10 protein-coding genes and 2 pseudogenes are annotated in these 12,825 nt (G+C 68.5%); 7 read left to right on the top strand and 5 right to left on the bottom strand.

Going from position 1 to position 12,825, the window contains the following annotated elements; genetic code table 11:
• Window positions 1-61 precede the first annotated feature (61 nt).
• The 3 genes from LBW94_RS01905 to LBW94_RS01895 all read right to left on the bottom strand — a co-directional run bounded on the left by LBW94_RS01905 (window position 62) and on the right by LBW94_RS01895 (window position 3,115).
• On the bottom strand, window positions 62-1,408 hold the full coding sequence (locus LBW94_RS01905; protein WP_225061808.1) for an ABC transporter substrate-binding protein: 1,347 nt from the start codon (window positions 1,406-1,408) through the stop codon (window positions 62-64).
• A 124-nt stretch (window positions 1,409-1,532) separates the two neighbouring features.
• Window positions 1,533-2,345, bottom strand: a complete 813-nt coding sequence (locus LBW94_RS01900) for a hypothetical protein (protein WP_225061809.1) — start codon at window positions 2,343-2,345, stop codon at window positions 1,533-1,535.
• Window positions 2,345-3,115, bottom strand: a complete 771-nt coding sequence (locus tag LBW94_RS01895; RefSeq protein WP_225061810.1) for a hypothetical protein — start codon at window positions 3,113-3,115, stop codon at window positions 2,345-2,347. The genes LBW94_RS01900 and LBW94_RS01895 overlap by 1 nt, the downstream gene beginning before the upstream one ends.
• A gap of 383 nt (window positions 3,116-3,498) precedes the next feature.
• Between LBW94_RS01895 and LBW94_RS01890 the strand changes: the two are divergent.
• The 3 genes and pseudogenes from LBW94_RS01890 to LBW94_RS01885 all read left to right on the top strand — a co-directional run.
• A pseudogene (locus tag LBW94_RS01890) lies at window positions 3,499-4,284 on the top strand (ABC transporter transmembrane domain-containing protein); the annotation flags it as partial.
• A pseudogene (locus tag LBW94_RS44345) lies at window positions 4,278-4,619 on the top strand (ATP-binding cassette domain-containing protein); the annotation flags it as partial. The pseudogenes LBW94_RS01890 and LBW94_RS44345, both read left to right, overlap by 7 nt.
• Window positions 4,620-4,634: 15 nt before the next feature.
• Complete coding sequence (locus LBW94_RS01885; protein ID WP_255635146.1) at window positions 4,635-4,907, top strand: hypothetical protein; 273 nt, start codon at window positions 4,635-4,637, stop codon at window positions 4,905-4,907.
• A gap of 15 nt (window positions 4,908-4,922) precedes the next feature.
• On the opposite strand, the gene LBW94_RS01880 is transcribed toward LBW94_RS01885, so the two are convergent.
• Window positions 4,923-7,346 (bottom strand): glycoside hydrolase family 2 TIM barrel-domain containing protein, encoded by a 2,424-nt coding sequence (locus LBW94_RS01880; RefSeq protein ID WP_225061812.1) that lies wholly within the window; start codon window positions 7,344-7,346, stop codon window positions 4,923-4,925.
• Between the two features lie 148 nt (window positions 7,347-7,494).
• Here LBW94_RS01880 and LBW94_RS01875 point away from each other — a divergent pair, with 148 nt between their 5' ends.
• From LBW94_RS01875 to LBW94_RS01860, 4 genes are all read left to right on the top strand, one after another.
• The gene (locus LBW94_RS01875) at window positions 7,495-8,097 is read left to right on the top strand and encodes a TetR/AcrR family transcriptional regulator (RefSeq protein ID WP_225061813.1); all 603 of its coding nucleotides are present in this window, start codon (window positions 7,495-7,497) and stop codon (window positions 8,095-8,097) included.
• Between the two features lie 272 nt (window positions 8,098-8,369).
• Window positions 8,370-8,597, top strand: a complete 228-nt coding sequence (locus LBW94_RS01870) for a deoxyribodipyrimidine photolyase (RefSeq protein WP_225061814.1) — start codon at window positions 8,370-8,372, stop codon at window positions 8,595-8,597.
• A gap of 87 nt (window positions 8,598-8,684) precedes the next feature.
• Entirely contained in the window at window positions 8,685-9,323 is a 639-nt protein-coding gene (locus LBW94_RS01865) for a carbonic anhydrase (protein ID WP_225061815.1), read from the top strand.
• Window positions 9,324-9,655: 332 nt separating this feature from the next.
• Window positions 9,656-10,822 carry a PucR family transcriptional regulator gene (locus tag LBW94_RS01860; RefSeq protein ID WP_225061816.1) on the top strand — a complete coding sequence of 389 codons (1,167 nt, stop codon included), beginning with the start codon at window positions 9,656-9,658 and terminating at the stop codon, window positions 10,820-10,822.
• Here the strand turns inward: LBW94_RS01860 and LBW94_RS01855 are convergent.
• Window positions 10,815-12,407, bottom strand: a complete 1,593-nt coding sequence (locus LBW94_RS01855; protein WP_225061817.1) for a GMC oxidoreductase — start codon at window positions 12,405-12,407, stop codon at window positions 10,815-10,817. The two genes, LBW94_RS01860 and LBW94_RS01855, sit on opposite strands and share 8 nt — an antisense overlap.
• Window positions 12,408-12,825 lie beyond the last annotated feature (418 nt).

The raw sequence follows: 12,825 nt of genomic DNA, 5'->3' as shown, positions 1-12,825 counted from the left end.
GCAGGCTCGGTTCCAGTGCGGAACCGGGCTGGCTGCCTTCATATGCCCGCCTTGATCGGCGTCATCGAAAATCGCTCATACTCTTCCCGACGTCGGCGAGAGTCATCGGCCGGCCGTAGTCCCCGGTGAACCGGTACGGGCCGATATCGCATCGGAACAGGCCGTGGTCCGGTGCGAAATCGGGAATCCGCCATCCCTGCGGCGTCGCCTCCACGACATTGAAACAGTTCTGCACCACCGTCGAGGCCGGCGCCAGATCGGCCGGGGCCAGCAGGCCGCCGCCGGTCCAGGCGTGTTCCGCGATCGCGGCCTGGTACACGCATTTCCGGGTCAGGGCGTCGCCGCAACTGCCGGCCGCCTTCGCGAACAAGGCCCACTGGGACAGCGCGCGCAGGGCCGGGAAGGTCAGATCCTCACCCGGGGCGTATTGCGCGAACATGGCCTTCGCCTGCTGGATCACCGGCACGGTGCTCGCGGATTCCAGTGGCGCCGTGCTGCCGAGGCTGGCGTAGTTGTGCTGGGCGCTCAGCGAGGCCCCCGCCAGTTGCAGGAACGCCGACGTATAGGAATTGCTGTTGGAGTCGATCCAATCGAGCCTGTAGTCCATGCCGGACAGCACATCCTCCAGCTTCGCCAGGCTCCGGAAATCACCGAGGAAGATCAGTCCTTTGACATTCTTCTCCTTGATCGCCTGCGCGTACGGCGTCCAATCCGGCACGCCCATCGCTGGATACAGATCGTTGTAGACGATCTTCGCCCCCTCCACCGGCAGCGCCTCGGCGAATTCCTGTCCGATCACCCGCGTGATCGGGGTGTCGCCGTTGATCAGGCCGATCGCGTTCGCGGAGGACGGGTAGCGCTCCTTGAACAGCCACTGATGGAAGCCGGTGTACGAATCGTAGAGCCCGGCCGCGTTGGCGCCGCCGCCCACCTGGAGATCCGATCCACTGTTCTGCACCTGATCGACCTGTGCGGGGAAATCGGGCAGCAGACACGACAGCCGGTCTTTCACCCCCAGCCCGTCCAGGGCCGCGCTACCGGCCACGAGGGCGAAATCGTCGCGGCAGGCGTCGAGCATGCGCTGCCGCACCTCCATCAGTTTCGCGTCGTGGATGTCGGCCACCAGTTCCCGGCCGCCGATTCCACCGTGGGCATTGCACCAGGAGGTGAAAACCTTGGCGGTGTCGACGAATTCGGGATCCTTCGTGAATCCGGCGTCGGTGAAGACACCCACTCTGATCTGCCCGGCGGTGACGCCCTGCGCCGGTGCGCCGGTCGCTTTTCCAGGGTGGCAGATACCCTTCAGATCGCCGAAATCACCCGGGCCGGCGGTGGTTCCGGCGTTCTCGCTGCCGCCCCGACTGCAACCTGTGACCAGCAACGCCAGAGCGAGCAGGACTGTGGCCATGGATCTGATTCTCGCCGCCATCGCGGGTCTCCTTACTACTGTTCTCGTCGAGCCGAGACGGCCTCCCGCGCACGGGTGGAATACCGGATGAGGTCGGTATCCCCGGGAGGCCGTCCGGGTTCCGTCAGCCCGCGGATCCGCTGCCGAGTCCGCCGTACATCGGCGGGAAGGTGGGGCCGCGGAACTGCGAATTGGGAACGCCGGCATCATCCGGCCCGCCCATACCGCCTTGTCCCGCGAATTGGCTCTGCCCCGGCGGCGCCAGCACCGTCTGGATATAGGTCCACAGGCCTTGCAGAATCGTCGGGCCCAGAATGAGGATCGTGCCCGCGGCACCGCCGACCGCCATGAATCCCAGCACCGTGGGTACGGCGGTGAGCACACATCCGATCGTCAACGCGGCGCATTCGATGACACCGACCACCAGACCGACCAGCGCGGCGCCGATGATTCCCGCCACGGGGGCGAAGAATCCGATCAGCGCCAGATTGCCGACAGCCTGATCGGCGGCCAATTGGTTCTCGAAGGGACTGGCGACGAATTCGGCGTTCCCGTCGACCGGTGGTTGCGCCGACGCGACCGGCCGGAGCGTCAGCGTCCGGGCATCGTCGGCGATGTGCGCGACCACGTCGTAGCGCTGTTCCCGCATCTGGAATGCCAAGGGAACGGATGCAATCGTCCGACCGGCGCCGTCCTGCACGACGACCGAACGAGAATCGGCGCCGAGCGCGAAGGTGGCGCCGGTCATGGTCGTGGTCACGCTGTCACCGGTGGTCGCCGTCCGCACCTCGACGTTGTCGCCGGAGGCGCTGTCGCCGGACGGCTGTGCCGCACCGAACGCCGGTGGCGGGGCCGGCGCGGCCGCGGCGGTGCCGCCGGTGACGGTCAGGGCCGATATTGCCAGGAGCGCCGGGACCGCCCAGTTCTGCACTCTCACTACTGGCCGCCTTCGCCGGCCGGGGTCTGGACCGGCGGATTGTTGTAGGCCGGAATCTGACTGGCGTAGATGCTCTGCCCCGGTGCGGCGAGCATGGTCTGGACGTAGGTCCACACCGCCCCGAGTCCCGAGGCCGCACCGGCGACGTTGATGCCGACGATCCCGCCGATCGTGGCGCCGAGGGCCACCTCCGGGAATACGGTCAGCAGACATCCGATGCTGATCACCAGGCAGGTGGCGCCGGCGACCGCGAGACCCATTCCGGCGCCCACGACCGTACCGAGGATCGTGCCGACCAGGCTGCCGATCCCCAGCCCCGCACTGAGCAGATTGATCGCGTCGTTCGTCGCCAGCTGGTTCTCCAGCGGCGACGCGATCGGAGCCGCCGCGGCCGCCGCCGCGACGCCGTCGACCTGCGGCGTCAGCCGCAACGTGCCGCCGTCGGCCGAAATCTCGCCGGCGACAGGGAAATTCCGGTCGCCGATCACGAACGAGGTCGGCACGGATTCGAGCACCTGCCCGGCTCTGTTCAGGATCGCGATCGTCCGCGTCGCGGGCTGCGCCACGAAGGTGGCGCCGTCGGTCAGCGTCGCCACGACGCTGCCATCGATGATCCGGGCCTGATAGTGGACCTCGGCCACGGCCGGTGCGCTGACACCGGTGGCGGGATCGGCGCCGGGCGAGGCGGACACCTGCGCCGCCCCCGCGGTCACCACCGTCAGTGCCGCGGCGGCCACGGCCGCGGTCACGATCCATCGTTGCGCAAACATGGATACCTCATCTTTCGAATGCCCCGCACAGACCCCGACCGGCTCGTGTCGGGGGTCACAACCGTCGATAGATCGTGTGCTCCGTCACCGCGAAGAGACAATCTGTTGCAGCGACTTGCTTTTCGGTGTCGACGCGGTCGGCCGCCGCCCCTCTGGTCAATTTTCTACCGTTGGACTATATTCCGGTGGAAGAAATTCCAGGGCGGAGCGGCCCGGGTCCCGTTCGCCGATTCGGAGGTGTCCACTGTGCTCGCTGTCGATGTCCGCACTCGGCCGCACCGCGACCGGAGCCCGCTCGACCCCGCCGCGGGCCGGGCCGGCTCGCGGCTGTCCGGTCACGAATTGTGAACTCGGGCAACCAGGGCGGTGCGCGCGCTGCCCGAATGCTGTTCGCCTCGGCCGGAAACGGCGGGCCACTGCTGATGGCCGGGTATGCGCTGATCCTCGTCGACGCCGCCGCGCAGAGCCTCGCACCGGCGGTGTTCCGGGTGGTGCTCAACCGGATTCAGCACGACTCGCGGGAATTCCTCCGCACCGGCTGGCAGACCCCCGCACTGGCCGCGGTGGTCGTGGCGACCGTATTCCTCACCGCGGCCTACTTCGCGCACACCTGGACCCGCCGGGGAGCGACCCGATGGGCGAACAATCTCCGGCAGGCCCTGTACGAGCACGTACAGCGCCTGTCCGTCGACTTCTTCCACCGCGCGCGGCTCGGCGACATCGCCGGCCGGATCAACCAGGACATCGAGCGACTGGAATCGACGCTGGTGCAGGGCATGGCGCTGTGGTGGGCGGTCGCGCTGCTGCTCATCTCGGTGGGACTCATCGCCTGGGTCGACCTGTGGATGCTGGCGCTGGCGCTGGCCCTGCTCGCGGTGGCCGCCGGCTGGACGCTGCTGATCCTGCCGACACTGCACCGGCACACCCGTGACATTCGCGCTGAATTGGGCCGCACCGCAGCCACTCTCACCGAACTACTGGGCGTGCACACCCTGCTCAAGGCGTTCAACGCGGAGGAGGACGCGCTGCGCCGGGTGCACCGCGGCACCGACGGCGTGCGCGACCGGACCGAATCGCTGGCCCGGCTGCAACACCGCTACGCGGACACGCTCGGCTTCCACCTCGCATTCGTCGCACCGTTCGTGCTGCTGTTCGCCGGCGCGTGGCGCGCGGCGTCGGGAACCCTCGGCCTCGGCGATATCGTTGCCGTGTGGGGCTTCTGGCTCCAGGGGTCCGGCGCGCTGTCGACGGGCAGAACCTGCGGGAGGTCACCCAGCAGTCGATCCGCGACGCCGTGGGAGTCGTCTTCCAGGATTCCGTCCTGCTCAGCGGTTCCCTGGCCGACAACCTCCGGCTCGGCAAACCCACCGCCACCGACGACGAGATCCGCGCCGCGCTCGAAGCGGCGAACGCCTGGGAGTTCGTACGCGGCTGGGAGCACGGAATCCACACCGAGATCGGCGAACGCGGCCGCACCGTCTCCGGCGGGCAACGCCAGCGCCTCGCCATCGCCCGGGTGATGCTCAAGGATCCGGCCGTCGTCGTCCTGGACGAAGCGACCAGCGCGCTCGACGCCGCCGGTGAACGTCTCGTCCTCACCGCACTGGATCGGCTGCTGACCGGCCGGACCGCGCTGATCATCGCCCACCGCATCGCCACCGTCCGCGACTGCGACCGCATCGTCGTCGTCGACCACGGCCGCGCCGACACCGTCGGCACGCACGCGTCGCTGCTGCGGACCTCACCGACCTACCGCGGGTACTGCCACGAGCAGTCCATCGCATCCTCCTGACGACGGAGCCGCATGTCACTGTCCCGGTGTCACGGTGATGGTGACCTCGGCCGGGTCGTAGCCCACGGCGGTGGCACGCAATCCGATTTCCCCGGCGCCGCAGGGCCGTACGATCGCGAGCACCCGCCCCTGATACGCACGCCGGGTGGCGGTGTCGAAACGTTCCTCCGTGGCCGGGTCGGCGCTGCCCAGCGCGAGCAGGGTCCCCGCGCCGGTGACCTCGACGGTGATCGGGATATCGGCCGCGGTGTCCACGGCCGCGTCGCGATCGGTCACGGTCAGCGCGACATACGCGAGATCACCGGGAGTGTCGGTCACCACCGGACGCTCGGGCTCGGCCCACAGCGATCGGTCACCGGTCGCGCTGCGCAGCGTGCAGCTACCCACCGCGACGCCGTCCCGATAGGCGAGGGCGACGAGTTCGCCGGGCCGGTAGACGGTTTCGAAGGTCGCGCGGTAGCGATGCCCCGGACCGGCGGGCCGGAACCCCAGGCTGCGACCGTCCAGCCGGAGTTCGACATCGTCGGCGTCGCAATAGATCTCGATGGTGATCGGCGCATCCTCGAAGCCGGGCCAGGTCCAGCTCGCGAGGCTGTCGCTCCACGCCCACGGGGTTCCGGTGAAGGTATCCCCGTGATGTTGCGGCCGCTGCACGGCGATGTACGGGTCGGCCCGAAGCCCGAACACGATCTCCCGGTAGTAGGAGACCGGCCGCCGGTGGCCGGTGATGTCGATGTCCCCGCACCCGGCAACGAGATACGGGTAGGGCGCGGCGAACGACGGCCGCTCACCGGCCTCGCCGGCGTACTGGGGTCTGCCGATACCGACCTCGCCCAGATAGTCCCAGCCCGTCCAGGTGAAATCGCCGATCACGTGCGGGTGGCGGCGTACCAACTCCCAGTTGCCGTCGATATGGGTCGGAAAGGTCTCGGTGCCGAGAATGATCCGGCCGGGGAACAGCTCCGCGTCCAGGGCATAACGACTTTCGGAGTAGTTCATACCGGCCACATCGAGCACCGAGTACGCCTCGGCGGTCCGCTCGCCGACCAGCTCGGAGGCCGCGACCAGGTTCATCAGCTCGCCCGGATCCGCCATCAGGGTGTTGATCCCGGCACTTTCCGACAGTGTCCGCCCGGCGCGCTTCTTCAGCTCGTCCATCACGGCGAGCATGTTGTTGACCGCGTTGGTGACGAAGCGGGTGCCGTCGAGGGCCCGCAGCTGCTCGGCCAGCCGGCGCGACCAGGCCGCCCCGGCGGGGCTTCCCACCTCGGGAATCTCGTTGCCTATCGAGTACAGGACGACGCTGGGATGGTTGAAGTCCTTGTCCACCAAGGATTCCAGATCGCGTTCCCACCACTGCGCGAAACTCAGACTGTAGTCGAACGGATTCTTCGCCGAGGTCCACATGTCGAAGGCCTCGTCGACCACCAGCATGCCGAGCCGGTCGCAGGCGTCGAGCATCGCGGGGCTCATCGGGTGGTGCGACATCCGGATCGCGTTGAACCCGGCCGTTTTCAGGATCTCGACCCGGCGCCGCTCGGCGCGCGCGTAGGTCGCCGCACCCAGCGGCCCGTTGTCGTGATGGATGCAGGCGCCGCGCAGTTCGACGGTGTCCCCGTTGATCCGCAGCCCGTGCACCGGGTCCAGCCGCAGTGTCCTGATCCCGAATCCGGCACTGTCCCGGTCGATCTCGGCCCCCTCGTCGACCAGCGTGACGACACATTCGTAGAGATCGGGAGTGTCGGGGTGCCAGAGCAGCGGCGTGCCCACGTACAGCCGCCGGCGCGCGGTGGCGGGCTCGTGCGGCGCGATGGTCACCGGGGTGGTGTCGGAGGCGACCAGCGTCCCGTCCCGGTCACGGATCTCGGTGACCAGCCGGACCGTACGCAGGGTCTCGGTGTCGTTGGCGACCGCGACGGTCACCTCGACGACCGCTCGTTCGGCATCGATGTCGGGAGTGGCGACGCGCAACCCGTGCGGAGCGATCCGCACCGGCCCGCCGGTCAGCAGCCAGGTGTCGCGGTAGATCCCACCGCCGCTGTACCAGCGCGAGTCCTGACGATTGCGGGTCTCCACCCGAATCTCGTTGTCCCCGACGGGATTCAGCAGCGCGGTCACATCGATGTGGAACTGCGAATACCCGTAGGGCCGCTGACCGGCGTAGGCGCCGTTGAGGTAGACCATCGCATCTCGGTACACACCGTCGAACTCGATCAGCACCCGTTGCTCCGGCGGCACCGTGAAGGTCTTGCGGTACTCGAACACCCCACTCGGAAAGTAGCCGACGCCCCCCTCCTCACCGCCGTCGCGCGACAGCTCGGCCACCGCATCGTGCGGCACCGTCACACCACGGAACGGCACGGCCTCCCCCGCCAGCTCCGCGAACGGGTTGGGCTTCGACCTGACCTGCCAGCCGTCGTTGAAAGACGTGCGGAACACGGGACCTCACTCTCCGACATTTTCCTACCGACGGTTTATTATACCGATGGTACAGAACGTAGCGGTGCAACTGCCACGAAATTAGTCTGGTGGTAGCTTTCATTCGGGGTCGGGAGCCGTTCGGCCGGCCATCAGGCGAGGAGCAACGATGAGTGCGTCGACCACCTCGGGAACCGCGCGCCAGAGGTTCACTCCGCCACCCCCGCCACGGACCCCGAAAGCGGCCGGCACCCGGCGCCGCCTGCTGGATCTGGCCGCGCAGCTGTTCATCGAACGCGGATACAGCGCGGTGTCGATGAACGACATCGCCACCGCGGCCGACCTCACCAAAGGCGCTCTCTACGGCCACTTCCGGTCCAAGGGCCAGCTGCTGATCGAGGTGATCCGCTGGAAGCACAGCGAACGGGAACAGGAACCCGATTTCACCGCCGCACTGGCCGATCCGGAACTCGGGCTGGATCTGATGTACGACGAGCGGAGCCGCGACATCCGGCTGCTCGACGTCGACGCCGCCGCGGCCGCCCGCCACGATCCGGACATCGCCGCGGGCCTGGAGGAGATCCATCGCGAACGGCACACCTGGATCAGGGACGCGATCGCCGCGACCGCCGATCCCGACACCGGCACCTGGCTGATCTTCGCGCTCTCCCTCGGCATCGGCATGCAGGAGGCCGCCGGCACCTCGCTACCCGACCCCGACCGGTTGCACGCCGCGCTGCGCGCGATGCTGGACGCGCTGAGCGAGGACTAGCCGGAAGCACTGGGCCACCAGATTCCGAACCCCGCGCGAACCGGGACAGATGCCCGTTCACGGTAACCACTGATCACGGCACGAGGGGGGCAGCAGTTGGCTGCACGCCATGTGGTAAGCCGTCCGCGTGTGCACGGTCCGGTCCCGGCCGGTCACCGTCCCGCGAAGCTTTTCGCCGCCACCACCGACGGCAACCAGTGCCGCCGGGGTGCGTGGCGTCGATTCTGGGTACTACCTCGCAGACCACACCGTCCAGCAGAAGGAGCCGAGCCATGAACGCCTTGATGCTCGCCGCGCAGACCCACCCCGAAGCGGCCGGATTCATCCTGCGCGGAATCAAAGGGATCTTCGTCGCGATCGGCAGCATCATCGCGGCATTCGTGTGCGGCGGCATCGCCGCGGCCAAAGGCCGCAACCCGCTCGGATGGGGCATTCTGGGCCTGTTCTTCAGCATCCTCACCCTCATCGTGGTCATCGTCATCCCCAGCAAGAAATCGTGACCCGCGCACTCGCGTGACCGCTGCGGCATCGGCTGTGGGCACGCCTCCGACCATCAGTACGAACATCGCATGTGATAGATCGGACATATGCCTCGAACCAACCCGATCACCGCCTGGAAATCACTGCGCGACGGCAACGACCGGTTCGTCGCCGGCACCCTGCAACACCCCGGCCAAGGCGCCGCCGACCGCGCCGCCCTCGTCGACGGACAGCAACCCCACGTGATCCTGTTCGGCTGCGGCGACTCCCGAGTCGCCGCCGAGATCATCTTCGACCAGGGCCTCGGCGACATGTTCGTCGTCCGCACCGCCGGACACGTCCTGGACGCCTCGGTGCTCGGCTCCATCGAATACGGCGTCGCGGTCCTGGGCGTGCCACTGATCGTGGTCCTCGGCCACGACAGCTGCGGCGCCGTCCGCGCCACGATCGACGCCCTCGACGGCGGCGCGGTCCCCGGCGGATTCATCCGCAGCCTCGTCGAGCGCGTCACCCCCTCGATCCTCATGGGCCGACGTGAAGGACTCACCGGCGTCGACGAACTCGAAGCCCGCCACGTCGCCGAAACCTGCGCACTGCTGATGCAACGCTCCACGATCATCGCCACCGCCGTCACCGACGGCACCTGCGCCATCGCCGGAGTCACCTACGCCCTCGCCGACGGCCGCGCCCACCTGCGCGGCGTCATCGGCGACATCGGCGAGACCGCCACCGACATCCAGCACTGACCCACCGGCCGCGACACCGAACCGGCACAGCCCCCGCTCCGGCCTCGGGGCTGTGCCGCGCCGTGTGATCGCGCTTCGATCGCCTCGGACATCCGCACAGTCGGATCACCGGCGCCCCACCGTCCTCCTCGGCGAATGAGCCGGATCCGGCGGCGCGGCAACGACATCTGCCTGTATGCGCCGATGCGCCGGGTAATGCTTGACAGTTGGAGCCAGGATGGGGAGCGTTGAGTTTGTGCATTTGCTCAATAACGGCTCGCTCCACGGCCGTGTGCACCACGGCCGACTGCAAGAGTCGGCAGACTCCCAGCGCAGAAACCATCCGGTGCAGTATGGATTTCACGGCAGCACACAACGATTCGCGCCGGACCCCGGCACACCGGCCGCCCACACAGCCGGTACTCGACGCTCGTACGGAGGCCCGCCTGTTGTGCGAACGCTTCGTCGCCTCGATCCGGGAGGACACCACCGCCGATGAACTCGGCGAAATCGTGTACGAGGCGGCGAACCGGTGGGCCAACGCGGGCCTGACCCATCTGGAGGCGCATCGGGCATTGCAGGACGGCCTGCGTGCGGTGATCGAACAGCTCTCCGCGCAGCCGACGACGGCGCTGCTGCGGCAGTTGCGGATGATCGTGGCCGCCGCCGCGGGCTTGCCGCGCTCGGTGCTGCGCGCCTACTACCCATGGCTACAGACATATTTCGCGGCCCCGCCGGCAACGGACCGGGCGCTGGCCTGTTCGGTACTCGGCATCGGCGCGGCGCCACTGGATGCCGGTACGGCCGCGACCGAGGTCCGGACCACCACCGCCGACACCTACGAGGTCGTCGCCGTCCAACTCGCACCGGTGGCGGCCGCACCCGCCCGCGTCGCGCCGATGCGACGCCTGCTGCGGGAGTTGCGGGCCCGCCGCGGCGCGGTGCTGTCGATCGCCGCCGAATCCGGTGGCACCGTGCTGATTCCCGCCGCCGCGTACGAACCGGAGCACCACCTCGACCAGGTGCTGGGGTCGGCGGCCGCGGCCGCCGACCTCACCTTCACCGCGGCAGCGGTCCGCGCGCCGGTACCCGAACTGCCCGCCGCACGCCGGCACGCGCACGAACTCCTGGATCTCGTCGAACAATTGGACCTCGGCCCCGGGTTGTACCGCTTCGCCGACCTGGCCCTCGAACACCAACTCGCACAGGACGGGTCGGCCCGCGAGGCGATCGCCGCGGTTCTCGATCCGCTCGAGGCCGAGCCCGAACTGCTCGCCACCCTCGCCCAGCACATCGGCAGCGGCGGAATCCGCACCCAGACCGCACAGGCGCTGGGACTACACCTGGCGACGGTGACCCGCCGTATGCGGCGCATCCACGAACTCACCGGGCTCGAGCCCACGGATGTGTTCGGACTCTGGCGGCTGCGCGCCGCGCTGCTGGCCCGCACGACCCGCGCCATCCAGCCCGAACGGGATGCCCCGGCCCGGCCCCTGCCACCCGGCGGTCGCGTCAAATAACGGTGCCGACATCGGTTTTCACGATCTCGTCCAGGGCACGCTCGGCGACGGCGGCGATGGTCATCGAGGGGTTGCAGGCCGCGCAATTGCCCGGGATCAGGGCGCCGTCGAGGACATACAGCCCGCGTTGTCCGTGCACCCGGCCCACCGGATCGCACACCGGACCCATGTTCGCTCCGCCGAGTGGATGCCAGGTCGACGGCGCGACCGCGGTGGTGTCGAACAGCAGACCGGTCGGCCCCGCCGCCCGCCGCACCAGCGGACCGATCCAGCCGTTCTGCCCCACGGCGTCACCCTCGTGCGCCCACTGCAAGGTGGCGTCGTCGGCGGCGGAATCGTAGACGAAGCGGCCTCGAGCGTCGCTCACGCCGTAGCCGACGAGCATGGTGGTGCGGGCATCCAGCCCCATCGGCGGAATCGACGCCTGGATGACCGTCGCCGCCGTCCGCGGATCGTCCCAGTTCAGACTGCCGTACACGACCGGGCCGCCCTGCACGGCGCCGAAATCGGAATCCAGGCAGGTCCAGGTGTAGATGCGGTCGGCATTGGTGCCCCAGCCACCACCCAGCTCGTCCGGCAGATCCGGAATCCGGCCCTTGGCGGCGGCCCGCATCAGCAATCGGGTGGTGTTGAGGCTGCCGGCGGCAAGCACCAGCGCCGGGGTGGTGAGTACTTTGTTCTCCACGACCGTGCCCGCGATGTCGATGCGCTCGACGTGGACGATCCAGCGGCCGTCCGGCGCGCGCTCGATATCGGTCACGTGGTGCAGGGCCTCGACCCGCGCCAGGCCGGTGGCCTCGGCTGCCGCCAGATACGTCACGTCGACGGAATGCTTGCCACCGTTGTTGACTCCCAGCGCACCGTCGCCGTTGGTGTAGGACGGCTTCATCCGGCCGCGGATCTCGTCGAGCGCGTAGTTCCAGTCGATCGGCATCGGGATCTTCGACAGCGGCAGCCCGGCCCGGCGCACGTGGTCGGCGAAGACCCGGACCGCCGTGTAATTCGGGGTGCCGATCAATTCGTCGGGGGCGACCGCGATCCCGAGCATGCGCGCCACCCGCGGATAGTGCACGCGATTCATCGTTTCCCAATCCAATTCCGCCGGGAGCTGCGATTCGAATGCCTCCTTCGCGGGTTGCAGGGTCATGCCCTGATAGATCAGCGAGCCACCACCGACACCGGCCGCGCACAATGCCGTCATATTGTCGCCCAGCACGGTTTCGAGCAGGCCCGGATAGGGATCGAACCCCACGGACCGGCCGAACAGTTCCGGCGCCGACTTGTACCAGAGCATGCGTTTGTCGGGAGCCGAGGCGTGCGGAAAGGTCTCCGAATTCGGCCCGGTCGGCCAGCGCCGCCCGCGTTCGAGGACCAGCACGGGCACTCCGGCCTCGGCCAGCCGCAGGGCGGTGACGCCACCGCCGAAGCCCGAGCCGATCACGATCACCCGATGGTCCTCCCGGACCACGCGTATTCGCCCGACCCGGGCCGCGATCCCCTCGGCGGCGGCGCGTCCCGCGCCCGGCACGGCCAGTCCCGTGGCCAGGGCTGCGCCCAGGAAGGAACGACGGGTGATGACAGACATGATTCTCGACCTCCGGTACCACACTCGAGCAGATATCCGCGTGCGGCAACGGAAATGCCGCCGCACGGGACATCGTCCGCAGGGTGGAGCACACGAACGACGGTCGGGCAATTCGAACCTAGACACCTCCGATATACGTGTCAACCAGGCGAACCTACCCGGGTATGTTCCGGTGCGAGGTACCGGAAATAACGATCACCGTTTCATCACGACGCGATGTGCCCGAGTGCGCAGCGGCAGCGAAACGGATTGTCGCAACTCCCAACTCACAGAATATTTCTGTTTCCGATCGGGATCTGCCGCTAATCTCGTGACGGAGCCGGACGCGGGTGGAGATCGCCCGGTTCCGCCGATATCGTTGCGGTCCACCGTCGCCCGACGCGCACCCAGCGCCGGACCTGCCGGGCCGGGCACCCGG

Source organism: Nocardia sp. alder85J, from assembly GCF_020176955.2.
Lineage (GTDB): Bacteria > Actinomycetota > Actinomycetes > Mycobacteriales > Mycobacteriaceae > Nocardia.
This window is presented reverse-complemented; position numbering and strand designations above follow the sequence as displayed.

Bases quoted from the DNA above. Each gene is read 5' to 3' on its own strand.
- LBW94_RS01875 (WP_225061813.1), top strand. From the start codon at position 7,495: ATGAGTGCGTCGACCACCTCGGGAACCGCGCGCCAGAGGTTCACTCCG.
- LBW94_RS01860 (WP_225061816.1), top strand. From the start codon at position 9,656: ATGGATTTCACGGCAGCACACAACGATTCGCGCCGGACCCCGGCACAC.
- LBW94_RS01895 (WP_225061810.1), bottom strand. From the start codon at position 3,115: ATGTTTGCGCAACGATGGATCGTGACCGCGGCCGTGGCCGCCGCGGCA.
- LBW94_RS01885 (WP_255635146.1), top strand. From the start codon at position 4,635: ATGCTCAAGGATCCGGCCGTCGTCGTCCTGGACGAAGCGACCAGCGCG.
- LBW94_RS01855 (WP_225061817.1), bottom strand. From the start codon at position 12,407: ATGTCTGTCATCACCCGTCGTTCCTTCCTGGGCGCAGCCCTGGCCACG.
- LBW94_RS01870 (WP_225061814.1), top strand. From the start codon at position 8,370: ATGAACGCCTTGATGCTCGCCGCGCAGACCCACCCCGAAGCGGCCGGA.
- LBW94_RS01905 (WP_225061808.1), bottom strand. From the start codon at position 1,408: ATGGCCACAGTCCTGCTCGCTCTGGCGTTGCTGGTCACAGGTTGCAGT.
- LBW94_RS01865 (WP_225061815.1), top strand. From the start codon at position 8,685: ATGCCTCGAACCAACCCGATCACCGCCTGGAAATCACTGCGCGACGGC.